Source organism: Profundibacterium mesophilum KAUST100406-0324 (assembly GCF_009835145.1).
In the GTDB taxonomy this organism is placed as follows: Bacteria; Pseudomonadota; Alphaproteobacteria; order Rhodobacterales; family Rhodobacteraceae; genus Profundibacterium; species Profundibacterium mesophilum.
In genome coordinates, this window is the sequence record NZ_APKE01000019.1 from 1 (window position 1) to 26,133 (window position 26,133).

A 26,133-nucleotide genomic window follows, 5' to 3' on the forward strand; every position below is an offset into this window, starting at 1 on the left:
CGCCTCAGCGCCGCCGGTGAAGGGGTGTCTAAGACTACCCAACAAAACCCGCAAGCAGATTCTAACAGAAAACGAGAAGTTTTCTCCGGCGACATTTTAGGCGTCCCGCCGGCCCCATCTGGGCAATTCCATTGCCGTCCGGAAGGTGATCGGGACCGAAACTGACCTCTCACTCGAAAACCGGTTTGCGAGGCCGCTCTATCGCTCGATTCTCAATGAGAACGGCCCTGTTTTCACCGCCAGGGAGGCCAGTCCGCGACTCGCTCCGGCCGGCGCATAGGTGGCATGAAGCGTAAAGGACGAGATCCGCAGGGGTGAAAGATGCCCCGGCCCCGCCTCCACGCGGTAGGCGTAGCTGCATGTCACCGCCTCGCCTTCGGTCATGCGCTTCTCCGGTGTGATCCCGATCACCCTCCGGCCGTCGTAGAATCTCAGGGCCGCCGGACATTCGCTTGTGGAGGCGAAGGCGGCGAAAGCCTCCACCGGATCGAGAACCCCCTTCGGCACCGCCTCAGGATCGGACATGGCGGTGCGCTCGTCATGCGGGGCGATCCGCGTCTCGATGATCCGTCCGCCGCTGGCGATTGTCGTGATGTCCCGCGACTTGCGAGTCGATCGGCTGATCCCCGTGTAGACATGCGGCGCCTGCGCGTCCGAAGAGGTTGCGACGAAGCTGCCGTCGAACACGCCGAAGGGCGTGTTGTTCAGGTTCGCCTGCAACCGCTGCTGACTTCCCGCGTCGCGAAGCGCGATCTGACCGAGTGTGCGCCCCCCGAGGACGACATCATAAGATTGCGCGCCCGACGGCGTCGCCATGGCCGCGGCGCAAATAGACAGAAGGGCGAGGGGGTTGGGTCGGGGCATTGTGCTTGGTCTTTCCATTGTGACTCTGTTGAACTTCGTGGCGGCGCGTTCTCGTGGCCGCCTTTCTCATCACGCCGCACCGGCGGCTTCGGCGACCCGGCGCAACGGATGGCGCAGCTCGCCGCGGTATGACGGATCCGCCCGTAGCGCGTCGGAGTATCCCCACCGCGACACGGCGCGGGCCATCTCCGCCTCCATCGGCTTGGCCGCGGAGGCATAGTCGAGGTTTCCGTCCCGTATATCCTCCTCCATGACCGCGCCGGATGCGGGAAGATCGAGAAATGCGTGGAGCCGCGCCGCGCATCCCGCGGGATCGGCTGCGAGGTCCTCGTAGCGCATGACCATTACCGCATGCAGATGCGGCAAGTCCGACAGAAGGCGATCATGCGCCTCGATCCAATGTGCGACGAGTTCGTGCACGGGCCGGCCCGTCCACTTGGCCATGGCCGCCGCCACCGCCTGGGGATGGCGCAGGACGACGACGAATTGCGAGAGCGGGAAGAGCTGCTGGTAAAGACGCATCCGCGTCAGGTTCACCGGTGATTTCTCCACCCGCCAAGGGGCATCGGGTTCGAACCATGGCGCCCAGTCCGCCTCGAGACGGATGCGCGTCTCAAGCCGGTCATGCACGCATCCCTCGATCAGGTGCTGCGCCGGGTCGGTCGCGAAATGACAAGGTATCCCGTGGCGCGCCGTGTGGGGAATGGCGCCTTGCAGATAGACACCCTCGTTCTCGGGGACCGGAGCGCCCTCGATCCCGCTGATCGAAGGATGACGCGCCAGAAGCCGCGCGGTCAGCGACGTGCCGGAGCGGTGCAAGCCGCCGACGAAGACGTATCTGTGTCTCGGTTCCATGTCGCTCTCCCCGCATGGGCACCCCGCCCGATCGCAGCCCGGCAAGCCGGCAAACGCGCCGGTTCAAGGCAGCTGCTTCGATACGGTCATCTGTCAAGTCCGGACCTGCGGACGGGGCGGCCTCGGCCTGCCATACCGACGAGGGGGGAACTCGATTTACCAAGCGACGTTACACCCGCAATCCAGACGAGGTTGTCATGTATGCCATGCATATTGCTCTGGGGGGCTGTCTGAAAGCCCCCCCGGTGTCCTATGGGCTCACCGAAGATACGGGCGGTCATATCGCCTACGTCCTTGGCGCGGCCATGGCGCAGGTCGATCTCGATCCATCGAACCACGTCGATATCGTGACACGGGCCTTCGATGCGCCCGAGCTTGGCGCGGTCCATGCGCAGGCCGAGGAAGCCGTGGCCGACCGCTGCCGCATCCTGCGCCTGCGGACCGAACGGAGCGACTACCTGAGCAAATCCGCCCTCGAGGCGGAGCTTCCCGCCCTTCGACGGGCGTTCTGCGACATGCTCGCCGCGATGCCGCGCCGCCCGGACGTGCTTCATGCTCATTTCGCCGATGCCGCCGACCTCGCCCGCCATGCGGGGACGCGCTTCGGCATTCCCGTCGTCTACACGCCGCATTCCCTTGGCATCGACAAGGGCGCTTGCGGGCACCGCGATGACGCGCTCGAGGCCCGGATCGCCGCCGAGGCGCAAACCCTGCGCGCAAGCGACGCCATCATCGTCTCCTCGCGCGACGAGGCCGAGCGCCAGGTTGAATCCTACGGCATCCGTTGCGGCGGACGGGTCCATTGCATCGCGCCGGGCTCGATGCTGACCGAAACCGACGCTGCCGGCACCTCGGGCGCGGAGGCACGGATCGCCCCTTTCCTGCGCGATCTGCGAAAGCCCATGATCCTGGCCATCGCCCGCCCCGTGCACAAGAAGAACCTTGTCGCCCTGGTTCAGGCCTACGCATCGAACCCGGCCCTGCGCGATCGGGCAAACCTGGTGATCTGCGCCGGCTTGCGCGACGGGATCGAGAGCGGAAACGCCGAGCAGCGCGAGGTCATCACCGGCCTGCTTGCGGCCATGGACCGGCACGATCTTTACGGGCACATGGCCCTGCCCCGCCGTCACAGCCCCTCCGATGTGGTTCAGCTTTACCGGCTGGCTGCGCAGGGCGGCGGCGTCTTCGTCAATCCCGCCTTGCACGAGCCGTTCGGCCTCACCCTCATCGAGGCGGCACGCTTCGGCCTTCCGGTCGTGGCCACGGATCGCGGCGGGCCCGCCGACATCGTCGAGCGCATCGGCCATGGCGTCACCGTCGATCCGCAGGATCACGCGGCCATCGGCGCGGCGATCGAGAGGCTGATCGGCGACCGCGCCGCGTGGAGCAAGGCCGCACGCGCGGGCAAGGAGCGTGCCGGGCTTTACGACTGGACACGCTATGCGGCGCGCTCCGTCGCCCTTTATGCGCGGCTGTGTGGCAAGTCCGCGCCGCGTCCGCGCCTGGTGCCCCGATCGATCCTGGCCAGCGACATCGACGCGACCCTGACCGGCTCCGCTTCGGGTGCGGCACGGTTCAGCGCTTGGGCGCGGGAGCGGTCCTGCGGCTATGTGGTCGCGACCGGTCGCTCGATCGGGGAGGCGCAGCGGGTGCTCGCCGAATGGGACCTGCCCCGTCCCGACACGTTCATCACGTCGGTCGGCACCGAGATCTGGTCCGAGGATCCCAAGGGGCGCCTGACCCTCGACATGTCCTATGCAGAAAAGCTCGACGCAGCCTGGCCGCGCGCCGAACTGCTTCGTGCCATCGCCGATCTGAGCGAGGATTTCGCGATCACGCCGCAGGCTCCGCTCGAGCAGCGCGAATGGAAGCTGAGCTATTTCGGCAGTGCCGCGTCGGCGCTTCTGCTGGACAGGACGCTGGAGATGTTGCGGTTCGATGTTCGTGTGATCGCCTCGCACGGGCGCTTCATCGACGTGATGCCCCGCGCGGCCGGCAAGGCCAACGCGGTCGCCCATGTCGCCGCGCGGCTCGGCCTCGATCTGTCCCACTGCATCGCCGCCGGCGACAGTGGTAACGACCGTGACATGCTCATGGCCTGTGGCCATGCGATCGTGCCGGCCAATGCCCTCCCCGAGCTTGACGACCTGCCATCCGGACCCAGGCTGCTGCGCACGGCCGAACGGCATGCCGACGGCGTTCTTGAAGGTCTGGCACGGATCGGCAGGATGCCCAGACCCATGCCCCGCTTCGCGCATGGCGATTCCGGCACGCTGGCGGTCCCCTCGTGACGTCCCTGCCCGCAAACGGATCGCAGGCGCGGCCGATCGGCTATTTCGTCCACCACCAAGGGCGCGGCCATGCCGAGCGGTGCGCCGCCCTGGTCAACGCCCTCCCCGATGCGCGCCCGGTCACCATCTTCTGTGCCCGCGACGACATCTTTCCTCCCCTGCGCGAGGGGGTCGAGATCCGCCGCATTCCCTCGCTTTTCGAGCCGACGGGCGACGAGGAGACGGGCGGCGACTGGGTTCCGACGCCCGATACACTGCATTGCGCGCCCCTCGGCTGGCCGGGGATCCGCGAGGCGATGGCGGCGATTACCGGCTGGTTCGCCGAGGCGCGACCGTTGGTGATGGTCTGCGACGTTTCGGCCGAAATCGCACAGCTGTGCCGGATCTGCTCGGTGCCCCATGTGAAGGTGCTGCAGCACGGCGATCGGAGCGATCCGGGCCACCGGGCCGCCTATGATGGCGCCGCCGGTCTGCTCGCGCCCTTCGATGCCCGGCTGGCGCAGCACGACTGGTCCGCCTCGATGCTGGCGCGCTGCCATTTCGCACCCGGTCTGGGCGTGCCCGTGGCCCTGCCCGGCAAGACGCAGGCGCGCGCCGCGCTTGGCATCGCCGACGATGAGGAATTGATCCTCGCCGTCTCGGGGGGCGGCGGGAGCGGCATGGCGCAGGCCCCGCTCGGTGTGGGCGCGCGCGCCATGCCCGCCGCCCGCTGGGTCACGATCGGACAGGTGCAGCGCGACTGGCACGCAACCGAGCCGGCCAATCTCGACCATATGGGCTGGGTCGAGAATGCCGGGACCTGGATCGCGGCTGCCGATCTCGTCATCGCCTCGACTGGCAATACGACCTGCCAGCAGATCCTCGCCGCGTCAAAGCCGTGGATCGCCGTGCCGGAATGGCGCTACTTCGACGAGCAGGTCGCCAAGGCGGAGGCGCTCGCACGGGCCGGCGCCGCAATTCACCTGCCGCATCTGCCCGGATCGGCCCATGCCTGGCGGGCCGCCGTCTCGGCCGCCCGAGGCGCGCATGATCCGCGGCTGCAGGCCTCGATGATCGCGAAGGCGCCCGCGCAGGACGCGGCGCGCTGGCTCGAGGCACTCGGCGCGCGGCTCGTTTCCGGCGGCACCGCCAAGACCGATACCGTCGATGCGGCCGTGCCGTCACCATCCAACCCCAACCCCCCATTGATCGCCGTCGCAGGAGAGTAAAGATGCCATCACGACCCTCGAAAATGCTTCATGGCACGCCCCCACGCTCCGTTTCGGTGCTTACCATCGCATCCGGCAGGGCTGCGCATCTGGCCAATGTGATCCGCGGGCTCGACAAACAGATGCAACCGCCGCTCGAACTCGTGATCGGCGTCATGCAGGAGGAGCTTTACGAGGGGCTTCCCGAAACGGGCTTCCCGATCCGGCAGGTGCGCGTGCCCGGCGCATCGCGCGGCCGCGATCTGCCCCTCGCTGCCGCGCGCAATGCGGCCGCCGCCGCGGCGCGCGGCGAAGTGCTCGCCTTCCTCGATATCGATTGCATTCCCGCGCCCAGCCTCGTTGCCGATTACGCCCGCCATGCCGCGCCCGGCGCGGGCCTGATGATGGGCGAGGTCATGTATCTTCCGGGCGGTGCGCTCGATGACGGCATCGACTACGCCGCGTTCGACGCGATCTGCCAGCGTCATTCGGACCGGCGCGCGGCCCCCGCCGAGGGCACCGAGCCCTGCAACGACTATCGCTGCTTCTGGTCGCTGAACTTCGCGCTCCATGCCGAGGATTACGCGGCATCGGGCGGCTTCGACGAGCGGTTCCGCGGCTATGGCGGCGAGGATACCGATTTCGGCAAGACCTTGTCGATGCGTGGGATCGCGATCAACTGGATGGCCCGCGGGCGCGTCTACCACCAGTATCATCCCCATCACATGCCGCCGGTGCACCATCTCCATTCCGTCCTGCGCAACGCCGAGCTCTTTGCCGAGAAATGGGGATACCGGACCATGGAGCACTGGCTCCACGCCTTCCGCATGATGGGCCTGATCGAGAACGGCCCCGATGGCCTGCGTGTCCTGCGCGAGCCCGGGGAGGCCGAGTTCGAGCTGTCGGGCCAGCAGAGCCATCAGCCCTATGCCAACACGCGCAGGGTTCTCAAGCTGCTGGAGGCGCGCGCAGGCGGCACCCCCATCGACGAGCACGAAAGCTGGACGCGGATGCAGAAGGCGCAGAACGCGCTGCTGGCGCGGCCGGCGACCGCGGCCGAGTGATGGAGCGCGGGTTCTCGGCCGCCTCGACCCCGCAGGCCGGCGATCCGGCAGGCGGCCCCCTGCGCATCGCCGTTCTTGCCCATATCCGGCATCCGATCGCCCCGCCCTTCCAGGGCGGGATGGAGGCGCATTCCTGGCATCTGGTCCGGGCGCTGGAGGCGCGCGGGCACGCGGTGACGCTCTTTGCCTCCGGCGACAGCGATCCGTCGCTGCCGCTTCGCGGCGTGGTGCCGGTGCATTACGACCGGGCCTTTCCATGGCATGCCTTCCATGGAACGGACATCCTGAACCTGCATGTCGACACGGCCTTCGCGGCGGCCATGGATGCGCTGCCTCGCGGCGGGTTCGACGTGGTGCACAACAATACGCTGCACCGCTATCCCCCGCGCCTCGCGCGGCGCGACCGGATCGCCATGGTCACCTCGCTGCATGTTCCGCCCTTCACCATCCTGCACCGCGCCGTGCAGGAAAGCGCGGCGCCCTGGTCGCATTTCACCGTCACCTCCGAGCGGCAGCGCGGCGCCTGGTGGCCCGAGGGCGCGCCGAACGAGGCGCATGTCGTCCATAATGGCATCGATCCCGAGCTCTGGCCCTATCGCGGCAACGCGGCGCGCGGCGGCGCGATCTGGTCCGGGCGCATCACGCCAAACAAGGGCACGCATCTGGCGGTGCAGGCCGCCATGATCGCGAAGGTCCCGCTCGATATCTACGGCACGATCGAGCACCGGGACTATTACGACGCCGAGGTCGCGCCCCACCTAGGCGAAGACATCAGGTATATGGGCCATGCAGAAGCGCGGACCCTCGCCGACGCCCTTGGCCGCGCGGCGGTCATGCTCTTCACGCCGCGTTGGGACGAACCCTTCGGCCTTGCCGCGATCGAGGCGCTGGCCTGCGGCACGCCGGTCGCGGCGGTCGAGATGGGCGCCGTGCGCGAGGTGATCGGGCCGGCGGGATGCTATGCGGCGCCCGACGATCCCCATTCCCTCGCGGCCGCTTTGCGCGAGGCCATACGCATCCCCCGCGCGCAGGCCCGGGCGCGCGCGGTGTCGTGCTTCTCGATCGATCGGATGATCGACGGCTACGAGCGCCTCTACCGCGCGGCGATCGCCGGGGCCGCCCATGGACCCGCCATGCCGGACCCGCAATTCGCGCCGCGCCAGCTTGGCGTCGGATCGCCAGCGGAGCCCGCACCGCCGGAGGCCCCCGCGATCAGCGTGGCGCCATCCGAAGCGCACCGTCGAGGCGTATCGTCTCGCCATTGAGCATCTGGTTGCGCAGGATGGCACAGACGAGATCCGCGAATTCCGCCGGCCGGCCGAGCCGGGAGGGAAAGGGCACCGAGGCGCCAAGGCTGTCCTGCGCGGCTTCCGGCAATCCCTTGAGCATCGCCGTCTCGAAGATGCCGGGTGCAATGGCGCAGACGCGAATGCCGAGCGGCGCCAGCTCGCGCGCGGCGGGCAGGGTCATTCCCACCACCCCGCCCTTCGATGCGGCATAGGCCGTTTGCCCGATTTGTCCCTCATAGGCCGCGATCGATGCGGTGTTGATCGCGACGCCGCGCTCGCCGCCCGCTCCCGGCTCGGCATGCTGCACCCTGTCGCTGAACAGGCGCAGCATGTTGAAGCTGCCGACAAGGTTGACCGTGACGGCGCCGGCGAACTCCTCGAGCGCCATCACGCCCTGGCGCCCGAGGATCTTGCGCACCGGCGCGATACCCGCGCAGTTCACGAGAATGCGCGCGGTGCCATGCGCCTGCCGCGCCGCCTCGATCGCCTCCTGCGCCGAGGCCGCGTCGCTCACGTCGCAGGCGAAGGCCGCCCCGCCGATCTGCATCGCGACAGCCTGCGCCGCCTCTGCGTCGCGGTCGAGCACCGCAACCTGCGCGCCGGCCTGCGCCAACGCCCGCGCGGTCGCCTCTCCGAGGCCCGAACCGCCCCCCGTTACCAAAGCCGCCGTTCCCTCGATGTCCATATCGTTTTCCTTTTCCGCCCGGTTTTCCGGGTGCCATTCCCATGCTGCATAGCCGCCATGCAACCGGGCTCGATGATTGCCCTTTCAAGCCATTGATACTAGCCATGAGCGGAGCTGCCGGGGTCCGTGTTTCGCTGCCGCAAGACGGCCTGCGCCCGGGATTGCGAGGATTTCTTGATAGAGACCAAATTCAGGGCCGACAGGCTCGCCGGCCCTCTCCTGATCGCGCTGACGGGCCTTGCGATCGCCCGCGAATGGAATGCCGCGCCGCAGGCCGTGATACTGGCAGTTGCGGTTCTGCTGCCGGTGAGCGTCGCGCTTCTAGCGACCAGCATACGGCCGGGACGACGCATTTTCGTGCTTGTCGCGCTCCTGCTGAGCGCCGCCGCGCTAGTCTTGCTCGAGAATTGGCAGACGGTGCTGCTTTCGGCACTCGGCACATCCGTTTTCATCGCCGGCTTCTTCTCGGCACTCGCGACCTTGCGCAGCGCGGCCGACAGCTCGCCGTCGATCAGGGCCTGCGGCCGCTATCTCGCGCAACAGCCGCCGGGGCGCCGCTATGCCGCCCTCACGGTTGGCGGACAGCTCTTCGCCCTCCTGCTCAACTACGGCGCAATCGCCCTTCTGGGCAGCCTCGCCGTGGCCAATGCCGATGAGGACAAGAACCCCGAGATCCGGGCGGTGCGCACCCGGCGGATGCTTCTGGCGATCCAACGGGGATTCATCTCGGTCCTGGCCTGGTCACCGCTCAGTTTCGCAGTCGCGATCAGCACCTCGCTCATTCCCGGCACATCCTGGACCGGCGCGGTCCTACCCTCGCTCGTCACCGGCGGTCTCGTTGCCGGCTTGGGATGGCTCCTCGATACCGCCTTCAAGCCGCGCCTGTCGACGAAGGTGCCGGAGCGCCGCGCACCAGACGGCACATGGCGTCTCCTGCTGCCGCTCGTGGCGCTGCTCGCCCTTCTTGCGATCTGTGTCCTCATTCTCTTCCTGGCGACGCGGATCCGGGTGCCCGGCCTCGTGATGATGATCGTTCCGGCCATCGCCGCGGGCTGGATCGCCCTGCAGAACCGCGACGCCCCCTTGGCCGCACTCCGGCACAGAAGCGCGCGGTTCACCTTCACCGAACTGCCGGCCTATCGCGACGAGCTGGTCCTGCTGATGATGGCCGGCTTCATCGGCTCGGTCGGCGGCGCGCTGCTCGTGCCGGTGGTGGCACATGGCGACATCGACCTGACGGCGCTTCCCGGCTGGCTGATCCTGCTCTCGCTGGTCTGGGTGATCCCGGCCGCGGGACAGGTCGGCATGAACCCGATCCTCGCGGTCTCGTTGCTGGTGCCGCTTCTGCCCGACGCCCAGAGCCTCGGGGTCAGTCCCACGGCGCTGCTGATCGCCATTACCGCCGGCTGGACCATGAGCGGCGCCTGCTCGCCCTACACCGCGACGACGCTGCTGGTGGGCTCTTTCGGCGGGGTCAGCGCGGCGCATGTCGGGCTGCGCTGGAACGGGGTCTACACGCTCCTGGGTGGCAGCCTCCTGTCGATCTGGGTGCTGAGTTACGCCTACCTGCTCTGAGCGCGGCTCAGAAGACGCGCACGCCTTGGCGCTGCAACTCGGACTGGACCGCTCCAAGCTCGACCTCCGCCAGTTCCCGCCCCTGGCGCAACGACAGGGCCGCGGCGATCCCCGCCCCCTGCCCCGCCACGGCGCAGCAGGCCATGTTGCGCGTCGCGGCATGCGAGATCGCGTCGCCCCCGATGGCACGTCCCGCGACAAGCAGGCCCTCGACCCCGCGCGGCAGCATCGCGCGGTAGGGGATCTGCATGTAGCGCCCGGTGGTCGGCAGAATGAGAATGCCGTAGCCGTCGATGAACTCGGGATAGATGCCGATGCTGTCCTCGAAACGCCCCTCGTGCCGCACGTCGGCCACCGTCATGTTATAGGCCGCGTCGATCTTGCGGGTGTCGCGAATGCCGATGCTCATCCCGAAATTGCGCAGCCTTGCTCCGGCGCATCCCGGCACATAGGCGCGCAGGGCTTCGATGGCGAGCATCGCCTGCCGGCGTCCCTCGATCTCGAAACGGGTCATGCTGTCGGGGTCGGTGCCGTCGCATCCGGCAAGGTGGATGAGGTTCATATAGGTCAGCTCGCCGGTATCATGCGCCGCGCCCCAGGTGCCGGCGATGGTGTTGAGCACCGCCGGAATGAGCCCCTCACGGATCGCCCGCTCGAAGGGCTTGCCGAGATAGGGCGAGAACATCGCATCCTCCTTGCCCGAGGTCTCGATCTGCCACTCGCCGCTCGACCAGTCGCCATAGGTCTGCGGATCACGGCGGACGCCTTCCATGAAGGCGCGCTTGTCCACCCCGGCGAGGTGGAACATCACGCTCGCGGCCTGCATCTCCTCGCGCGGGGTCATGCGCGTGGGCGCGCCGGCGCGATGCGCGACATCGGCATCGCCGGTACAGTCGATCACCCGCCGCGCAAGGATCGCCTCGCGCCCCGCCTTGGATTCGGTGACGATCCCGGTGATGCGCGGCCCATCCATCAGCGGCGCCGCGAATTGCCGGTGCAGCATCGGGTGCACGCCGGCCTCCTCGATCAGCGCGTCGGCCACCAGCTTGAACCCTTCGCTGTCGAGCTCGTAGCTCAGCGACTGGCTTTCGGGCACGGCCGCTCCCATCGCCTTCGCGCGCTCCTCGTATTCGCGGCCGATGCCCCCCGCCTCGACCGTCGCCTCGTGGCGATACCACGCGAAGCCCTCGACCCCGACGACGGTGATGTTGCCGCCCATGCAGCCGAAACGCTCGACGAGGCTGACCTGCGCGCCCGCACGCGCGGCACCGAGTGCGGCGGCAAGCCCTGCGGGGCCGGCGCCCACGACGAGCACATCGGTTTCGTGGATCACGTCGACTTGGCGCGCGGGCTCGGTGATGGTCTGGCGCATGAGGCCGCTTCCTTGCAAGGTCAGTTTCGCCAATGCTTTTCGCGCGGCGGCGCCGGCCCTTCAATCGGAACGCGGCGGCGCGCGGTCACGGGCGCTCAGGCCAGCAGATGCACCGCGAAAAGGTCCTCGGGATCGCTCCAATGGCGCTCTGGATGCCAACCGGCCTCCTTCGCGAGCCGCTCGAAGCCTTCGACGCTGTACTTGTAGCTGTTCTCGGTATGGATGCTTTCACCCGCCTCGAATTCGATCCGCTGCCCGGCGATCGCCACGGACTGGCGCTTGCGGCTTACCAAATGCATTTCGACGCGGCTTTCGGCGGCATTCCAGCGGCTTTCATGGTCGAAGGAAGAAAGATCGAAATTTGCGCCGAGCTCGGCGTTGAAGCGCTTCAGCAGGTTGCGGTTGAAGGCGGCGGTGACGCCTTGCGCATCGTCATATGCCCTGACGAGGACATCGGCGTCCTTCACCAGGTCGATGCCGATGAGGAAGGCGCCCGCCCCCTTCAGGGCCCGCATCCGCGCAAGCAGATCACGCGCCGCGTCCGGGTCGAAATTGCCGATGGTCGAGCCGGGAAAGAAAAGGGCCTTCGGGCAATCCTCAAGATCGGCCGGCAGGTTCAGGGCGCCGGTGAAATCCCCCTCCACCGGGCGGACTTCCAGCCCGGGATGATCGGCTTCGAGCAGGGCGGCGCTGGCCGCGAGATGGTCGGCGGAGATGTCGAGCGGGATGTAGCAGCGCAGCTCCGGCATCGCCCCCAGAAGCCGCCGGACCTTGACGCTCGACCCCGCCCCAAGCTCGAGAAGTGCCATGTCGCGCGCCCCGTCCGGGCCGCCGCGGCGCTGCATCACCGTCTCGATCGCCCGCGCCATCTCGCTCGCGTGGCGCGTCAGGATCGCGGTTTCCGTGCGGGTGGGGTAATATTCGGGAAGTGTGCAGATCCGATCGAAGAGGCGCGAGCCCTCGGCATCGTAGAAATGTTTGGGGTCGGCTGTCTTCACCGCTCCGGTCAACCCTTCGAGGACGGAGGCACGAAACGCCTCGTCGAAGCCTGCCTGTGCCGCTGCGGGGTCTTGATTGGTCATGACGCTCTCCCTCATGCGCTGTCATCCCCTTCTCAACGCCGCCATCCGCCGGATCGTTCAGCCGTCGCCGCCCTCCGGGCGCAGCGCCTCGAGCATGGCGCGCGTCCGCGGCTCGATCGGCACGGGGCGCCGGGTTTCGCGGTCCACGTTCACATGCACGAAATGCCCCTCCGCCGCCGCCGTCTCCTCCATGCCGAACAAGCCGATCTCGTAGCGCACCGAGGACGTGCCGAGCGTGGCAACCCTGAGCCCGGCGGTCACGGGCCGTGGAAAGGCCAGTTCGGAGAAATAGCGGCACCCCGTCTCGACCACGAGAAAAACGCAGGCGCCCTCGTGCGGATCGAGCACGCCGCCCTCGATAAGATGGGCGTTCACCGCCGTGTCGAAGAGTGTGTAATGCACGGTGTTGTTCATGTGGCCATAGACGTCGTTGTCGCCCCAGCGCGTGCCGAGAAGGCGATGCGCGCGATAGTCGCCAAGCCGGCCCGGGTCCGCCCTCACAGCGCCGCCTCGTAGATCGCGGCCGCGTCCGCCTCGGCGAGCGGCCGGGGATTGTTGACCAGCAGCCGTGTCTGTTTCATCGCGTCGCCGGCGAGCAAGGGCAGGTCCTTCGCCGCGATCCCGACATCGCGCAACCCTTGGGGCAGGCCGCAGCGCATCGCCAGCGCCGCGAGGCCGTCGGCAAAGGCGTGCGCCCTGTCGCTCTCGCTTCCGCCCGTGATGGCCGGGAAGACGATCGGGGCAAGCGCGGCATAGGGCGCGGGCGCATGGGCCGCGTTGAAGCGCAACACATGCGGCAGCACGAGCGCATTCGACAGGCCGTGCGGCACCTTGAAATGGCCGCCGATCGGATAGGCCAGCGCATGGACCGCCGCGACGGGCGAATTGGCGAAGGCCTGCCCCGCCAGAAGCGAGCCGAGAAGCATGTCGCCCCTGGCCTGCATGTCGCCGGGGGCGGTGACGGCCCGTTCGAGCGAAGCGCCCATGAGGCGCAAGGCCTCGCAGGCCAGGGCGCGGCTCACGGGGTTGTTGTTGGGGCTCGCGCTGGCGAAGGCCTCGATCGCATGGACCATCGCGTCAATGCCCGTCGCGGCGGTGACATGCGCCGGCAATCCCAGGGTCAGCTCGGGATCGAGCAGGGCGACATCGGGCAACAGAAGCGGACTGACCACGCCCATCTTCTCGCTCGCGCCGGTCGTGACGATGGAGATCGGTGTCACCTCGGAGCCGGTGCCCGCGGTGGTCGGCACCAGGATGAGCGGAAGGCGCGGCCCCTTGGCATTGCCGATGCCATAGGCCGATTGCAGCGGCTGATCCGTCGCGCCGAGAAGCGCCGCCAGCTTGGCCACATCGAGAGAGGAGCCGCCACCGAACCCCACGACACCGCCACAGCCGCGCGCGAGACGGGCCGCGTCGAGCACCACGGCCTCCGGAGGATCGGCGCAGACATCGGCGAAAAGCACGACCTCGTGCCCGGCCGCGGCGATCGCCTCGCGGCACCGCGCGACCAGCCCGGTCGCCACCATTCCCGGATCGGTCACGAGAAGCACCGGACCTGCGACGAGTGCCGTGCACAGATCGCCCAGCTTGCCGAGACTTCCCGCGCCCATGTGCAGGCTTGGCGTTGTGTTGAAGACGAAACCGTTCTGCGTGCTCATCGGTGCTCCTGCCCTTCGCGCCGCCCGAGTGGCGCCGCTCCCCCGGTGATGAAGCTGACGCGCGCCGCGAATGTCAACGCGTCAGCCCGCCTGCGGTGGTCCGCCCTCGCCGATCCGCAGCTCCGCCGGGGCGAGCCCCTCGATCTGCGTGCGGCACAAATCGCCGGGAACCAGGGCCCCGACCCCGGCCGGCGTTCCCGTCATCACCAGATCGCCCGGCGCGAGAGCCACGAGCGCCGACAGGTGCGCGATGATCTCGGGTACGGACCAGATCTGATCGGCAAGATCGGCCTCCTGCCGCGGCGCGCCGTTGACGCTGAGCGTAATCCGGCCGCGTGCGGGATGACCGATCCGTTCGGCCGGGGAAATCTCGCCGATCAGGGCCGAGCCGTCGAAACCCTTGGCCATGTCCCAGGGCCGGCCGAGGGCCTTGGCGCGCGCCTGCAGGTCGCGCCGCGTCAGGTCGTTGCCGGCGGCGTAGCCAAAGACGTGACCGAGCGCGGAGCCGGTGTCGATGTTCCGGCCCGCTCCGCCGATCGCCACGACCAGCTCGCCTTCGTGATGCAGCTCCTGCGTCCCTTGCGGATAAGGCAGCGTCGCGCCGTCGTGAAGGACCGCATCGGCGGGCTTGCAGAAGAAGAAGGGAGGCTCGCGTTCGGGGTCATGGCCCATCTCGCGGGCATGATCGGCGTAGTTGCGCCCGACGCAGAAAATGCGCCTGACCGCGAAACGCCGCCCGCCGGCCACCGGCACGAAGGGCACCGGCGGAGGCGCGAACGCGAACTCCGTCACGGCTCAGCCCTTCAGGAAGGCGTCGATACCGGCCTGCGCGACTTCGCGGTCCTGCGCCGGGGTGCCGGAGCTCACACCGATGCCGCCGACGACGGCGCCCTCGACCTCGACGGGCAGGCCGCCGCCCACAACCATCAGCCGCCCGCCGATGGCGCTGTCGATGCCGTAGGTCGGACCGCCGGGGCCCGAAATCTCGCCATAGGCATGGGTGGCCTTCTTGGCGGCCGAGGCGGTGAAGCTCTTGTCGATGGCGATGGTGATCGAGGTTACCTTGCCGCCATCCATGCGCTCGAAGGCAACGAGGTTGCCGCCCTCGTCGGTGATCGCGATGCACATCGGCACGCCGATCTCGTCGGCCTTGGCGCGGGCGCCGGCGATGAGTTTGCGGGAATCCTCGATATCGAGCCGTCTGATGGTAAGCATGTTCTCTCCTCTTCACGCTTTGCCGGAAGGCGCGCCGGCGATCTCGCGCATCGCGTCGAGAAAGGCGGCCACCTCGGCCTCGGTGTTGTAATGGCACATCGAGACGCGAGTGCAATCCTCCAGGCCGAGCGGGCGCAGGATGTTGCCTGAGTAATGGTCCGCCTTGCGCGCGTGTGTCCTGATGCCGCGCGTGTTCAGTTCGGCCACCACCCAGGGCGCTTCGCGCCCTTCGAGCGTGAAGGAGACGAGCCCCTCGCGCGCCGGGTTGTCGAGCCCGCCGAGGATGTCCACCCCGGGCAGATCGGCCAGCCCCGCCTGGTTCCCGGTCCCGTGCAGCATCGCGTGAACGAGATCGCCCTCATGCGCGCGGATCGCCGCACCCGCCGCCTCGATCCGCTCCCTGCGTGCCGTCTCGGGCAGATCGCCGACGCGCCCGCCCAGCCATTCCAGATAGGACACCACTTCCCGGAAGGTGGCGTAGGCGCCGGCATCGCGCGTGCCCAGCTCCCAGTTTTCCCCGGGGCCGCCGATCAGCGTGTCATGCGGCACCGCGGCCAGCCGATCGGAGATCCAGGCAAGACCGTAGCCGTGACGCGAAAACATCTTGTAGGGCGAGATGACATAGCCATCGACGCCAGCGGCCTCGATGTCGATATGGCCGTGGGCCGCGTGCTGAATGCCGTCGACGATGATCAGGCAATCCGGCGCCGTGGCCCGGATCGCCGCCGCGATGCCCGGCAGGTCCACTCCCATGCCCGTCACCGGCGAGGTGTGCAGCACGGTGGCGACACGGGTGTCGGGCGTGATCGCGGCCGCATAAGCCTCCGGCGTCACGCGGCCCGTCGCATCGTCATGCGGCACGTCGATGGCGCGCAGCCCCGCGATCTCGGCCCAGCGGGTGCGCGCCGAGGCGCTTGCGGGGTGCTCGAAGGTGGAGCCGAGCACAGCACCGCCAGCCGCGCGATGCGACAGGGCCGCGTTTGAAATCAGGCGGAAAAGCAGCTCCGTGCCGCTCTCGCCGGCCAGGACCTGCCCGCCCTTGGCATTGAAGAGCAGGCGTATGTCGTCCTTGGCCGCCGCGATCATCCGCGTCAGGGCGTGGGAGCCGGGATTGTCGCGGCCCTGGTTGTCGGGAATGGCCGCGTGTTCGGCGGAGCGTGCCACGACCGATTTGAGCGTCAGCGCACCGCCGGCATTCTCGAAGAAGATACGGCTGCCATGCTCGGGGCAGTGGTCGACCTGTGCGAACAGGGCGCGCACCTCGTCGATAATCTCGGGATTTCCGCCAAGCATCGTGCTATCCTCCAGCGCATCACCGGCCCGGACCGGGCGGCCTTCATGCTGTTCTGCCCCGTCGCGGGAGTGGCGGCAAGCCGCCGAAATCCAGCGTGGTTGGCGCGGCGATTCGGCCCGCCTTGCGCTACGGGGTGGATAAGCCCGGAGCTTTTTGATACCGGAAGGCTCCGCGTCGCAAGCCCGGCTTGCGGCAACGCATCAAAACGACGGAACTTGGCATGAAGAGCGACTTGAACGATATCGTCAGCCAGCTCGAGGAAGACATCGTTCTCTGGCGGCTGCAACCCGAAGAGCGACTGGTCGAGGATGCGTTGATGGCGCGCTTCGGCGCGAAGCGGCATGTCGTGCGCAGCGCCCTCGATACCCTGACCCGCATGGGGCTTGTCGACAGGCCGCGCAATCGCGGGGCGCTGGTCCGTCTTTACGGCGATGGCGAGGTCGCCGCGCTGTTCGATTTCCGCCGCCTGATCGAGCCTGCCGCCGCGCAGATGATCGCCCTGCCGCCGGACCGCGACGCGCTTGCGCGCCTGCGCCAGTTGCAAGGCCGGCACGATGCCGCCGTGGCCAAGAACGATCTTGCTGCCGTCTTTCGCAGCAACGCGGCTTTCCACACGGCGCTTTTCGCACTCTGCCCCAACCCGTTCCTCGTGAACGCGGTCGAAGGGGCGGCGCTGCAGGCCCATGCCGTCCGGTTCTCGGGCGTTCAGGACCGCGCCGCCCTCGAGCGCTCGCGCGATGATCACCACGCGATGCTCGACGCGATGGAAGCCGGGGACGGCGCGGCCCTCGTCCGGATCGCCACCGCCCATCTCGACAATGCCGCGAAGGCCCGCGCCCGCATCCTGCGCAGCCGGGCCATGCCGGTCGCATCCGAAGGCTGATCCCAAGGCCAATTCCGGGGCCAGTCGCGGAGCCGGTCCACGGCTTGTCGCGAGTACCGGTTCAGCCGCCGCGCAGCCGCGACAGGGTCGTGCGGCTGCTGATCTGCTCGGCTTCGACCACCAGCTCGATCACCGCCGGCGCGCCGCAGGCGATGGCCCGGCGCAAGGCGGGACCGGCCTGCGCCGTGGTCTCCACCCGTTCGGCATGAGCCCCCATCGCGCGTGCCATGGCGACGAAGTCGGGATTGACGAGGTCGGTGCCGACGACGCGTCCGGGATGCGCCTTTTCCTGGTGCATCCTGATCGTGCCGTAGCTTGCGTTGTTGATCACGACGACGATCGGCCGGCCGCCATGCTGCGCCGCCGTGGCGATCTCCGCGCCGCTCATCATGAACCCGCCATCCCCCACGAAGGACAGCACGACGCGGCCCGGCTCGGCGATGGACGCGGCCACGCCGGCGGGCACCGAATATCCCATCGCCCCGCAGGTCGAGCCGAGCTGCCGTCCCGGCCGGCCGTAGCGCAGGAACCGCTGTGCCCAGCCACCATGATTGCCCGCATCGAGCGTGATGATCGCATCCTTCGGCAGGATCTGCCGGAACGCGTCCATCACCATGGACAAATCGAGCGCATGCGCCTCCCGGGCCGGCGCGGCGGTATCGGCCAGCCAGGCATCGCGCAGAGCCCGGCGCCAGACGCGCCACCGATCGCGCCAGCGTCCGGCGGGCCAGCTTTCCCCGGCCAACCGCGCCAACCGGGCGGCGGCCGGACCCGGCGCGGCGACGCAGCCGAGCGCGGGGGCGTAGACACGGCCGAGCTCGTCGGCATCGGGATGCAGATGGATGATCTTCTGGGCCGGTGTCGGGGCGCTGATCGCGCTGTAACCCTTCGTCGTCATCTCGCCCAGTCTCGCACCGACGACGAGCAGCAGGTCCGCCTCGGCGATCCGTGCCGTGAGCGCGGGATCCGAGGCCGTTCCCAGGTCCCCGGCATAACTGCCGCTCTCGGCGCCGATGATATCCTGCCGGCGGAACGAGCAGATCGCCGGCAGGCCGGCCAACTCTGCAAACCGCGTGATGTCGGCGCTGGCCGCATCGCTCCAGCCGCCCCCACCCACGATCAGGAGCGGTCGCTCCGCGCCGTGTAGAAGCGTTCCGATGCGCGCCGCGCCGTCCTCGCCCAGTTCTGGCAGCGCGGGCCGGTATGGCGGGCTGTCGGCGACCGTGCGTTCCTCGGCAAGCATGTCCTCGGGCAGCGCGAGAACCACCGGGCCGGGCCGGCCGGACGTGGCGACGCGGAAGGCGCGCGCCATGTATTCGGGGATGCGGGCCGCGTCGTCGATCTGCGCGGCCCATTTGGCGACGGATCCGAACATCGCGCGGTAGTCGATTTCCTGGAACGCCTCCCGGTCCATCATGTCGCGGCCGACCTGCCCCACCAGGAGGATCATCGGGGTGGAATCCTGCCGTGCGATATGCACGCCGATTGCCGCGTGGCAGGCGCCGGGGCCCCGCGTGACGAAGGCGATGCCGGGCGCACCCGTAAGCTTGCCATGGGCTTCGGCCATGTTCGCCGCGCCCGCCTCGTGCCGGGCATTGATCAGCGTGAAGCGGTCCGAGACGTCATGCAGCGCGTCGAGCACCTCGAGGTAGCTTTCCCCCGGAACGCAGTAGCCGCAGGTGGCCCCGTGGATCAGGAGTTGATCGACGAGGATGCGCCCTGCGCTGCGCGGCGAACTATCTTGGGTCGGGGTCATGACGTCTCCGGGAGGGGGGCTGTTCGCGTCCGAATTGAAAGCGCCGGGCCGGCAAGGTCAACCGCCGGGCCCCGGCGCCTTCCGTCAGCCCGCGCCGCCCTCGGCCTTGCCGAACCTGCCCTTCAGCCAGCCCTGCCGTCCTTCTTTCGTTGTTGGGGTCCCGCCCTCGGAGGGGGCATCCGTCCCGCCTTCGGTTTCGGACGGCTCCTCCACCTTCTCCTTGAAACAGGTGAAGAACTGCTCGGCCATCTTGCGGGCAAAGCCATCGATGATGCGGCTGCCCAACTGCGCCAGCTTGCCGCCGACCTTCGCCTCGACATCGTAATGCAGCCGCGTTCCCTCTGGCACCGGCTCGAGCCGGACCCGCGCGCCGCCCTTCGCGAAGCCCGCAGGCCCCCCCTTGCCTTCCCCGGTGATCACGCAGCCCTGACCCGGATCGAGCTCGCTCAGCGTGACGGCACCCTTGAACGTCGCCTTCACCGGGCCGACCTTCTGGACCACGGTGGCCTCGAACCCCTCTTCGGGAGAGCCGGTCATCTCGGTGCAGCCCGGCACGCAGGACTTGAGCACATCCGGATCGAGCAACGCCTCCCAGACCGCTTCCGGCGATGCCTCGATCAGCTTGCTGTCGCTAAGTTCCATTCACCCTCTCCCAAATCTGCCAGTCATGTTGCGTTCGGTGCCGGACGGGACATGCGCCCCGCCCCGGTCCGCGCGGATCACCGGCAGGGGAGCGGCCCATCCATCGGACAGGGCGAGAGTGGCACCGCCGGAGTGATATTCCAAGGCGCAATCATCGCGGCGGCGTGCCGGGAGCCGCGACGACGCCTGTCTAGCGGACCCCGTGGGCGGCGAGCGGCGCGGCCAGCTCGCTCTTGAAATCGATTGCATTCCTGCGCGGCGTGCTCAGGAGGCTTCCCCCCACGAACAGCAGGGTGGCTACCCCGATCACGCTGCCGGCGAGACGCGGATCGAAGACGCTGACCCCGGCGATCATCGACATCCAGATCGCGAGGGCCGCCCCCCCGATCAGGGATGCGATCGCCCCTGCCGCGGTGCCGCGCCGCCAGAAGAAGGCCCCGATGATCGCGGGCACGGTGACCACGAGCCCGGCCGCCGAGAGGGCCGCGAGCTGACTGACGATCTGCGCATCGCGCAACGCGAAGACAGAGGCGAAGAGCACGACGAGGATCACCGTGACCCGGCCGATGAGGATTTGCGCACCGTCCTGCCCCTCGCGCTTGCCCAGCAGATCGCGCGCCACCATTGCGCCCAGGGTCAGCGAAATACTGTCGAGGGTCGAGACCGCCGCCGACAGGATCCCGAGGATCAGCAGCAGCCCGATCGGCAAGGGCACCGCCCCGGAGCCCAGAAGCGCGGGCGTGGCACCCGCCGGATTGTCCAGATCGGGCGCGATCAGCAGGGCCGCAAAGCCCCAGATCACCGAGATGAAGGTGAAGATCACCCCGAAGCCGAGAACCCAGAAGATCATCCGCCGCATCGCGCCAAGATCGCTGACGACGAACATCCTCTGGCTGACCTGTGGGTTCGACAGGGCAAAGAAGAACCACGGAAGGGCCAGCGCGAGGAAGGTCGGCAGCGACCACAATCCCGGCCCCGGCATGTCGAGCCAGGCCGCATGCTCTGATCCGATCCGCTGTGCGAATGCCGACGGGCCGCCCAGATGGGCGATGACGAACCCCACCGCGAGCAGCGCCGAGACCAGCATCACCGCCGCCTGCGCGGCATCGGTCCATGCCACGGAACGCAGCCCGGCGAAGAGGGTCCACAAGAGCGCGAGCCCCGCGCCGGTGGCGACCGCGACGGGAAGCGTGATGGCCCCGCCCGTCACGCCCGAGAGCAGCAGGCCGATCCCCGCAAGCTGGGTCGTGCAGTAGGGCATGAGGAAGACGAGGGCGATGAGCGCCGCGAGCCGCCCGACGGTCTGACTGCCATAGCGGGCCGACAGCATCTCGGACGGGGTGATGAAACCCCAGCGTTTCGCGGCCAGCCAGAAGCGCGGCCCGAAGATCACCAGAAGCGTCAGCCCCGAGAAATAGATCAGCTCGAAGCCGAGCGCGCCGATGCCGCCGCGATAGGTCAGCCCTGTCAGCACGATCAGCATGAAGGCCGAATAGGTCGTCGCGGCATAGCTCAGCCCCGCGACCGCACCGCCCAGGGCCGAGCTGCCGAGATAGTAGTCATTTGCCGTGCCGGTATTCGCACGCATCGCCGCGATGGCGATCACGCCACCGAAGACGGCAAAGAGGGCAACGGCGGCCCAGATCATTCCGGCGGGGATCATCTCAGCGCCTCCATCCCGAAACGCCCGAGGCGATCAGAGCGATGACCGCCCCCGCGAAACCAAGCCAGAAAAGGACGAGCCCGAAGCCCGGCGCACCACCCCCCCCGATGACGAAATAAGGCAGGACGACACCCGCCGCGATGAGAAGTCCCGCGACCGCGAGATAGACCCCCAGACCGTTCATGCCGTGCCCAACCTCCATGCGCATCGCATTGCCACTCGCTAACCCTCTACGAGAGCCGGGGCAAGATGGCTGCCGGGACAGGGAGAGGTCGCATACGCTTGGCATCCTCCATTGAACTGGGTCCCCCGCGCCCTATTCCTTGACCTTATCAACGCGCAGGACCCTGGGGCCATCCGCACCGGGCATGAGGAGACGACATGCAGGACGAGCATCCCCGCGGCGCCGCCGCGACCGAGCCAGAGATCGAAGAGAAGAACGACATCGATTCGACGCCCGAACCGGAGGACGAGGAAGCGCCGAAGCTTTCGGAAGAGGAAGAGGCGAAGGTGCGCGAACACCGGGAACTCTCCCCGGTCGCGATCTATTCGGTGATCCGCGCGGAAGGGGTCGAGGAACTCGACCGGCCCTCCTCGTCCCTGTGGTGGTCCGGTATCGCCGCCGGCCTCGGGATCTCCACCTCGGTGCTTGCCGAAGGCATCCTCAGCGCGACATTCGAGGGGCACCTCTACGTCACCGCGATCGAGAACTTGGGCTACACGCTTGGTTTCGTGCTGGTGATCCTGGCGCGGCTACAGCTTTTTACCGAGAACACGATCACGCCGATCCTGCCGATCCTGCATCGCCCGAGCCGTGCCAAGTTCTCGGCCCTCGGCAGGCTCTGGGGGATCGTCTTCGTCGCGAACATGGCGGGGACATTCGTGACGGCTGTTATTACCATCTATCTCGACATCATACAGACCGAACATCTCGAGGCGATGCTCGAGATCTCGCGGCATTTCGCCGAGAAGACGCCTTGGCAGAGCTTTATCCAGGGCATTCCGGCGGGCTTCTTCGTCGCGGCGGTCGTCTGGATGCTGCCCTCCTCGGAAGGGTTCGAGATCCTGACAATCATGCTTTTCACCTACCTGATCGCCATGGGGGATTTCAGCCACGTGGTTGCCGGCTCGACCGAGGTCTGGATGCTGGTGCTCAACCACGAGCTGGGCCTGCTCGCGGGCGTGTTCGGCCTGCTGCTTCCTGCGCTGGCGGGCAACATCCTTGGCGGAACGGGTCTCTTTGCCCTTCTCGCCTATGGACAGGTGCGCGAGGAGCTCGGCGAGGGCGACCGCCGCCGGGAGACCGAGCAACGCAAGCGCCGCTACATCTCCCGGTGACCGCGCGTTTTTCAATCTAACGACAGCAAAAGGGCCGCGCTCGATGCGCGGCCCTTCTCGTTCCATACCGTCGGCGTAGAAACCTTTGCCTTATTGATCGGCCGGCTCGCCTTCGGCCTCCTTACCGCCGGCGGATTGCCCGTCTTCGGCAAGATGCGCCTTGAGGAACCCTGCCGCCTGTTCGATCGCGGCACGCGGCGCGGGGGTTTCGGTGATCGCGTTCAGCATGACGAAATCGTGGATCGTGTGCAGATAACGCGTGGTCTCCGTCTCGACGCCCGCCTCGACCAGCTTGCCGGCAAAGGCTTCGCCCTCGTCACGCAGCACGTCGTTCTCATCGGTGATCACGAGGGTGGGAGCAAATTTCGCCAGCTGTTCGGAGCTTGCGTTCAGCGGCGAGATCATCGGATCGGAGGCATCGGCGCCCTCGGGCAGATACGCGTCCCAGAACCATTCCATGGCCTTCTTGCTCAGCCAGGGGCCATCGGCGAAGGCGTCATAGGAGGGGCTGTCCAGCTCGGCGGTCGTCACCGGGTAGAACATCACCTGCGCGTCGATCTCGGGGCCGCCATTCTGCTGGGCCATCATGGCGACGGATGCGACCATCTGGCCGCCGACACTGTCACCGGCGGTCGCGAGACGCTCGGCATCGATGCCGAACTCGTCCGCGTTCTTGGCGACGTAATCGAGAACGGCGTAATCCTGTTCGATCTGAACGGGATGCTTCTGCTCGGGCGCGGGAGCGTATTCGACGAATACATAAGCCGCTTCGGTCTCGTTCGCGAGCTCGCGGATCAGGCGCTCATGGGTGGTGAAGTTCCCGAGGATCCAGCCGCCGCCGTGGAAGTAGACCACGCCCGGAAGGGCTTCACCCTCGGTTCCTTCGGGACGCACGATATAGACCTTCACCTCGCCGGTGGGACCAACTTCGAGCGTCTTTTCCTCGACGCTCGCGGCGGGAAGCTCCGCGCTGTCCGTCTGCGCGTCGATGAGGCGCTGACGCGCATCCTCGGGCGACAGCTTGTAGATCGGCTCCGTGCCCTCGAGGCTGTCGATGAATTCCTGCGTCTGCGGCGCCAAGGTGACATTGCTACCCGGCGTCATCGCGTCGCTGTGCTTTTCGGCGGCAGCCATGCCCGTCAGGGCGAGGACGCCGGCGGTGCCGGCCGCGATACTGCGGATACTGGTCTGCATTTTCATAACATATCTCCAATTAGTGCCTTTGGTAACAAGGCGTCTGCTTATCGAAATAGTCATGCCAAGAGCTTCGAAAAGGGAGAATGGTCCATGTATGCGTCACATTCTTTTCATGGAACCACGCACCCGCATATCCGGCCCGAGGCAGAAAAAGGGGCGACCCGGTTGCCCGGCCGCCCCTTTTCTTGCGCGGTCAATACTGCGCAGACCCTATTCCTCGTCCTCGGCGACGCGCTCGGCGGGATTGACCCGCTCAACGCCGGGATACTGGATATGCACCCCCTCGAGGTTCAGAGACGGGTTATAGGATTTCTCGATGACCGAAATCGTCGCGAATTCGAGGACGAAGAAGGTGCCGATGGCCAGGCCGATCGCGGTGCCGGCACCGATGATGAAGCTTCCCATGAGACTAGGCCTTTCCCTGCTTGCCGTCTTCGATCTCGGCCAGCCAGAGCTCGTGGTGCTCCTTGGCCCAGTTCCGGTCGACATTGCCGCCCCACATCGCCCAGAAGGCACCCTGCATTCCAACCGTTCCGATGTAGATATGGCCGATGAAGATCGCGATCAGCAGGACGCCGAGGATCGCGTGGATCAGCATCGCCCAGCTCATGCCTTCGAGATCGAGCCAGTAGTAGGGGAACATCAGCGTCAGCCCCGAAAGCACCATCGTGATGCCGCCCAGGATCGCCGACCAGAAGATCAGCTTCTGACCCGCATTGAACTTGCGCGCCGGCGGGTTGTGCCCGTCATCGCTGAAGAAGCCGCCACCCTTGGAGAGCCAATGCAGATCGAGCCGGCTGGGCAAGTTCCGCATGGTCCACATGACAGCCATGAAGACGATCCCGAGCGCGAAGGGCGGTGCGAAAATCGGATGGCCCCAGGTCGAAATCCAACCGGTCGCGCCCAGAAGTTCGTCACCGAAGGGACGAATGAGCGTGTCGCCATAGGCGATCGAGACACCGGTGATCGCAAGCATGATGAAGGAGAAGGACGTCATCCAATGCGTCGCGCGCTCGAAGAGGTTGAAGCGCTTGACGGTCCGGTGCGCCCGGCCCTCCAGGATCGGCACGCGCCCCCTGATCGCCAGGATGAGCGCCAGCAGGAGCGAGAAGCCGATGATGGCGATCGCGCCCAGATGCGTGGCGAAATCGGCGAGGCCAAGTCGCCAGTCACGGGCGAAGGGCCGCTCGAACAGCTCCGCATTGGCATAGGGAAGCGAAGAACGTCCAACCACCCTCTGCCGCTCTTGAAGCATCTGCCCGGTGTCCTCGTCGAGCATCGCCCATGAGCGCGTCAGGGTCGTGTCGCGCGGCAAGGGTTCATCGGTCAGGAAGATCTCGTTTCCGAGTGCATTGGCCGGCACCTCGCCATCGGGCGCGGGCCCGGTGCGGTAACGCTCGTCCTGCAGCCGGCTGCGCGCGGTGATCAGATCGTCGGCGAGCACGCCGGCAACGCCGCTATCATCGCCGGCCGCGCCCCATCGAACTTCGGGAACGGTGAGGTTGTCATCGTCGAAAAGCTCGAAGAGCTGCCATGCGAAAACCAGTGCGAGCAGAAGCGCGGCGATCGCGCCGACGATCCTGTAGCCGGTAAAGTCCTTTCCCCGGACCCTGACTTCGGTCTTCATGTCTCGTTCTCCGGATAATAGGCGGTCTTCCATCCCCAGGCGCCGGCGCCATAACCGCGGTGGATGACCCGCTCGCGGTAGATTTCACCGATCGTGTCGCCATCACCGGCGAGCAATGCACGGGTCGAGCAGACCTCGGCACAGATCGGCAGCTTGCCTTCCGCGATGCGGTTGCGTCCGTATTTGCGGAACTCCGCCTCCGAGCCGTTCTCCTCGGGGCCGCCAGCGCAGAAGGTGCACTTGTCCATCACGCCGCGGCTGCCGAAGAGCGAGGCGCGCGGGTATTGCGGCGCCCCGAAGGGACAGGCGTAGAAGCAATAGCCGCAACCGATGCAGGTGTCCTTGTCATGAAGGACGATGCCCAGATCGGTCTGGTAGAGCGTGGAGACCGGGCAGACCGCCACGCAGGGCGCGTCAGTGCAATGCATGCAGGAGATGGCGATCGACTTCTCGTCGGGCTCGCCATCGTTGATGGTCACGACACGGCGCCGGACCATACCCCACGGAACCTCATGCTCGTTCTTGCAAACCGTTGCGCAGGCATTGCACTCGATACAGCGATCCGTATCGCAAAGGAATTTTACTCGTGCCATCGT

At 67.5% G+C, this 26,133-nt stretch carries 25 protein-coding genes; 7 read left to right on the plus strand and 18 right to left on the minus strand.

What is annotated here, in order from left to right:
- Positions 1 to 198 precede the first annotated feature (198 nt).
- Entirely contained in the window at positions 199 to 864 is a 666-nt protein-coding gene (locus PMES_RS07785) for a hypothetical protein (protein ID WP_159965111.1), read from the minus strand.
- Positions 865 to 933: 69 nt separating this feature from the next.
- Complete coding sequence (locus PMES_RS07790) at positions 934 to 1,719, minus strand: sulfotransferase family protein (protein ID WP_159965113.1); 786 nt, start codon at positions 1,717 to 1,719, stop codon at positions 934 to 936.
- A 245-nt stretch (positions 1,720 to 1,964) separates the two neighbouring features.
- Between PMES_RS07790 and PMES_RS07795 the strand changes: the two genes are divergently transcribed.
- From PMES_RS07795 to PMES_RS07810, 4 genes are read left to right on the plus strand one after another with little or no spacing between them, the layout of a single operon-like run.
- Positions 1,965 to 4,010: an HAD-IIB family hydrolase gene (locus PMES_RS07795; RefSeq protein WP_236549737.1), complete on the plus strand. Its 2,046-nt coding sequence runs from the start codon at positions 1,965 to 1,967 to the stop codon at positions 4,008 to 4,010.
- The gene (locus PMES_RS07800; protein ID WP_236549738.1) at positions 4,007 to 5,218 is read left to right on the plus strand and encodes a glycosyltransferase; all 1,212 of its coding nucleotides are present in this window, start codon (positions 4,007 to 4,009) and stop codon (positions 5,216 to 5,218) included. The genes PMES_RS07795 and PMES_RS07800 overlap by 4 nt, the downstream gene beginning before the upstream one ends.
- 2 nt (positions 5,219 to 5,220) lie before the next feature.
- Complete coding sequence (locus PMES_RS07805) at positions 5,221 to 6,261, plus strand: glycosyltransferase family 2 protein (protein ID WP_236549739.1); 1,041 nt, start codon at positions 5,221 to 5,223, stop codon at positions 6,259 to 6,261.
- Entirely contained in the window at positions 6,261 to 7,526 is a 1,266-nt protein-coding gene (locus PMES_RS07810; RefSeq protein ID WP_236549740.1) for a glycosyltransferase, read from the plus strand. The genes PMES_RS07805 and PMES_RS07810 overlap by 1 nt, the downstream gene beginning before the upstream one ends.
- Here the strand turns inward: PMES_RS07810 and PMES_RS07815 are convergent.
- Positions 7,474 to 8,235 (minus strand): SDR family NAD(P)-dependent oxidoreductase, encoded by a 762-nt coding sequence (locus tag PMES_RS07815; protein ID WP_159965117.1) that lies wholly within the window; start codon positions 8,233 to 8,235, stop codon positions 7,474 to 7,476. The two genes, PMES_RS07810 and PMES_RS07815, sit on opposite strands and share 53 nt — an antisense overlap.
- A gap of 174 nt (positions 8,236 to 8,409) precedes the next feature.
- Between PMES_RS07815 and PMES_RS07820 the strand changes: the two genes are divergently transcribed.
- Positions 8,410 to 9,810 (plus strand): hypothetical protein, encoded by a 1,401-nt coding sequence (locus tag PMES_RS07820; protein WP_328809153.1) that lies wholly within the window; start codon positions 8,410 to 8,412, stop codon positions 9,808 to 9,810.
- A 7-nt stretch (positions 9,811 to 9,817) separates the two neighbouring features.
- On the opposite strand, the gene PMES_RS07825 is transcribed toward PMES_RS07820, so the two are convergent.
- The 7 genes from PMES_RS07825 to PMES_RS07855 all read right to left on the minus strand — a co-directional run bounded on the left by PMES_RS07825 (position 9,818) and on the right by PMES_RS07855 (position 16,430).
- Complete coding sequence (locus PMES_RS07825) at positions 9,818 to 11,182, minus strand: FAD-dependent oxidoreductase (RefSeq protein ID WP_159965119.1); 1,365 nt, start codon at positions 11,180 to 11,182, stop codon at positions 9,818 to 9,820.
- A 95-nt stretch (positions 11,183 to 11,277) separates the two neighbouring features.
- Positions 11,278 to 12,264 (minus strand): L-histidine N(alpha)-methyltransferase, encoded by a 987-nt coding sequence (egtD, locus tag PMES_RS07830; RefSeq protein ID WP_159965120.1) that lies wholly within the window; start codon positions 12,262 to 12,264, stop codon positions 11,278 to 11,280.
- A gap of 57 nt (positions 12,265 to 12,321) precedes the next feature.
- Entirely contained in the window at positions 12,322 to 12,765 is a 444-nt protein-coding gene (locus PMES_RS07835; protein ID WP_236549741.1) for an acyl-CoA thioesterase, read from the minus strand.
- On the minus strand, positions 12,762 to 13,922 hold the full coding sequence (locus tag PMES_RS07840; protein WP_159965122.1) for an iron-containing alcohol dehydrogenase: 1,161 nt from the start codon (positions 13,920 to 13,922) through the stop codon (positions 12,762 to 12,764). The genes PMES_RS07835 and PMES_RS07840 overlap by 4 nt, the downstream gene beginning before the upstream one ends.
- An 81-nt stretch (positions 13,923 to 14,003) precedes the next feature.
- Complete coding sequence (locus PMES_RS07845) at positions 14,004 to 14,714, minus strand: fumarylacetoacetate hydrolase family protein (RefSeq protein WP_159965123.1); 711 nt, start codon at positions 14,712 to 14,714, stop codon at positions 14,004 to 14,006.
- Between the two features lie 3 nt (positions 14,715 to 14,717).
- Positions 14,718 to 15,137 (minus strand): GlcG/HbpS family heme-binding protein, encoded by a 420-nt coding sequence (locus tag PMES_RS07850; RefSeq protein WP_159965125.1) that lies wholly within the window; start codon positions 15,135 to 15,137, stop codon positions 14,718 to 14,720.
- Between the two features lie 12 nt (positions 15,138 to 15,149).
- Positions 15,150 to 16,430 carry an aminotransferase class V-fold PLP-dependent enzyme gene (locus tag PMES_RS07855; RefSeq protein ID WP_159965127.1) on the minus strand — a complete coding sequence of 427 codons (1,281 nt, stop codon included), beginning with the start codon at positions 16,428 to 16,430 and terminating at the stop codon, positions 15,150 to 15,152.
- A 221-nt stretch (positions 16,431 to 16,651) separates the two neighbouring features.
- On the opposite strand from PMES_RS07855, the gene PMES_RS07860 reads away from it, so the two are divergent.
- On the plus strand, positions 16,652 to 17,314 hold the full coding sequence (locus tag PMES_RS07860; RefSeq protein ID WP_159965129.1) for a GntR family transcriptional regulator: 663 nt from the start codon (positions 16,652 to 16,654) through the stop codon (positions 17,312 to 17,314).
- Between the two features lie 61 nt (positions 17,315 to 17,375).
- Here PMES_RS07860 and PMES_RS07865 read toward each other — a convergent pair whose 3' ends face one another.
- The 4 genes from PMES_RS07865 to PMES_RS07880 all read right to left on the minus strand — a co-directional run bounded on the left by PMES_RS07865 (position 17,376) and on the right by PMES_RS07880 (position 21,577).
- Positions 17,376 to 19,070 carry a thiamine pyrophosphate-dependent enzyme gene (locus PMES_RS07865; RefSeq protein ID WP_159965131.1) on the minus strand — a complete coding sequence of 565 codons (1,695 nt, stop codon included), beginning with the start codon at positions 19,068 to 19,070 and terminating at the stop codon, positions 17,376 to 17,378.
- 84 nt (positions 19,071 to 19,154) lie between these two features.
- Complete coding sequence (locus tag PMES_RS07870) at positions 19,155 to 19,712, minus strand: SRPBCC family protein (RefSeq protein WP_159965133.1); 558 nt, start codon at positions 19,710 to 19,712, stop codon at positions 19,155 to 19,157.
- 190 nt (positions 19,713 to 19,902) lie between these two features.
- Entirely contained in the window at positions 19,903 to 21,375 is a 1,473-nt protein-coding gene (locus tag PMES_RS07875) for a sodium:solute symporter family protein (RefSeq protein ID WP_201288973.1), read from the minus strand.
- A 1-nt stretch (position 21,376) separates the two neighbouring features.
- On the minus strand, positions 21,377 to 21,577 hold the full coding sequence (locus tag PMES_RS07880; RefSeq protein WP_159965134.1) for a hypothetical protein: 201 nt from the start codon (positions 21,575 to 21,577) through the stop codon (positions 21,377 to 21,379).
- Between the two features lie 179 nt (positions 21,578 to 21,756).
- Between PMES_RS07880 and PMES_RS07885 the strand changes: the two genes are divergently transcribed.
- Entirely contained in the window at positions 21,757 to 22,713 is a 957-nt protein-coding gene (locus tag PMES_RS07885; protein ID WP_159965136.1) for a formate/nitrite transporter family protein, read from the plus strand.
- 90 nt (positions 22,714 to 22,803) lie between these two features.
- Here the strand turns inward: PMES_RS07885 and PMES_RS07890 are convergent, their stop codons facing one another.
- The 4 genes from PMES_RS07890 to fdh3B form a co-directional block, all read right to left on the minus strand.
- The gene (locus tag PMES_RS07890) at positions 22,804 to 23,913 is read right to left on the minus strand and encodes an alpha/beta hydrolase (RefSeq protein WP_201288974.1); all 1,110 of its coding nucleotides are present in this window, start codon (positions 23,911 to 23,913) and stop codon (positions 22,804 to 22,806) included.
- Positions 23,914 to 24,120: 207 nt separating this feature from the next.
- On the minus strand, positions 24,121 to 24,315 hold the full coding sequence (locus tag PMES_RS07895; RefSeq protein ID WP_159965138.1) for a hypothetical protein: 195 nt from the start codon (positions 24,313 to 24,315) through the stop codon (positions 24,121 to 24,123).
- 4 nt (positions 24,316 to 24,319) lie between these two features.
- Entirely contained in the window at positions 24,320 to 25,537 is a 1,218-nt protein-coding gene (locus PMES_RS07900) for a formate dehydrogenase subunit gamma (RefSeq protein ID WP_159965139.1), read from the minus strand.
- A complete protein-coding gene (fdh3B, locus tag PMES_RS07905) occupies positions 25,534 to 26,130 on the minus strand; it encodes a formate dehydrogenase FDH3 subunit beta (RefSeq protein WP_159965141.1) in 597 nt (198 codons plus the stop codon). The genes PMES_RS07900 and fdh3B overlap by 4 nt, the downstream gene beginning before the upstream one ends.
- Positions 26,131 to 26,133 lie beyond the last annotated feature (3 nt).

What these genes read in the sequence shown, in the direction of transcription:
- PMES_RS07865 (WP_159965131.1), bottom strand. Translation starts at nt 19,070, where the DNA reads ATGACCCCGACCCAAGATAGTTCGCCGCGCAGCGCAGGGCGCATCCTC.
- PMES_RS07790 (WP_159965113.1), bottom strand. Translation starts at nt 1,719, where the DNA reads ATGGAACCGAGACACAGATACGTCTTCGTCGGCGGCTTGCACCGCTCC.
- PMES_RS07810 (WP_236549740.1), top strand. Translation starts at nt 6,261, where the DNA reads ATGGAGCGCGGGTTCTCGGCCGCCTCGACCCCGCAGGCCGGCGATCCG.
- PMES_RS07870 (WP_159965133.1), bottom strand. Translation starts at nt 19,712, where the DNA reads ATGGAACTTAGCGACAGCAAGCTGATCGAGGCATCGCCGGAAGCGGTC.
- egtD (WP_159965120.1), bottom strand. Translation starts at nt 12,264, where the DNA reads ATGACCAATCAAGACCCCGCAGCGGCACAGGCAGGCTTCGACGAGGCG.
- PMES_RS07850 (WP_159965125.1), bottom strand. Translation starts at nt 15,137, where the DNA reads ATGCTTACCATCAGACGGCTCGATATCGAGGATTCCCGCAAACTCATC.
- PMES_RS07815 (WP_159965117.1), bottom strand. Translation starts at nt 8,235, where the DNA reads ATGGACATCGAGGGAACGGCGGCTTTGGTAACGGGGGGCGGTTCGGGC.
- PMES_RS07860 (WP_159965129.1), top strand. Translation starts at nt 16,652, where the DNA reads ATGAAGAGCGACTTGAACGATATCGTCAGCCAGCTCGAGGAAGACATC.
- PMES_RS07900 (WP_159965139.1), bottom strand. Translation starts at nt 25,537, where the DNA reads ATGAAGACCGAAGTCAGGGTCCGGGGAAAGGACTTTACCGGCTACAGG.
- PMES_RS07885 (WP_159965136.1), top strand. Translation starts at nt 21,757, where the DNA reads ATGCAGGACGAGCATCCCCGCGGCGCCGCCGCGACCGAGCCAGAGATC.
- PMES_RS07785 (WP_159965111.1), bottom strand. Translation starts at nt 864, where the DNA reads ATGCCCCGACCCAACCCCCTCGCCCTTCTGTCTATTTGCGCCGCGGCC.
- PMES_RS07880 (WP_159965134.1), bottom strand. Translation starts at nt 21,577, where the DNA reads ATGGAGGTTGGGCACGGCATGAACGGTCTGGGGGTCTATCTCGCGGTC.
- PMES_RS07875 (WP_201288973.1), bottom strand. Translation starts at nt 21,375, where the DNA reads ATGATCCCCGCCGGAATGATCTGGGCCGCCGTTGCCCTCTTTGCCGTC.
- PMES_RS07825 (WP_159965119.1), bottom strand. Translation starts at nt 11,182, where the DNA reads ATGCGCCAGACCATCACCGAGCCCGCGCGCCAAGTCGACGTGATCCAC.
- PMES_RS07890 (WP_201288974.1), bottom strand. Translation starts at nt 23,913, where the DNA reads ATGAAAATGCAGACCAGTATCCGCAGTATCGCGGCCGGCACCGCCGGC.
- fdh3B (WP_159965141.1), bottom strand. Translation starts at nt 26,130, where the DNA reads ATGGCACGAGTAAAATTCCTTTGCGATACGGATCGCTGTATCGAGTGC.
- PMES_RS07855 (WP_159965127.1), bottom strand. Translation starts at nt 16,430, where the DNA reads ATGCTTGGCGGAAATCCCGAGATTATCGACGAGGTGCGCGCCCTGTTC.
- PMES_RS07840 (WP_159965122.1), bottom strand. Translation starts at nt 13,922, where the DNA reads ATGAGCACGCAGAACGGTTTCGTCTTCAACACAACGCCAAGCCTGCAC.
- PMES_RS07895 (WP_159965138.1), bottom strand. Translation starts at nt 24,315, where the DNA reads ATGGGAAGCTTCATCATCGGTGCCGGCACCGCGATCGGCCTGGCCATC.
- PMES_RS07805 (WP_236549739.1), top strand. Translation starts at nt 5,221, where the DNA reads ATGCCATCACGACCCTCGAAAATGCTTCATGGCACGCCCCCACGCTCC.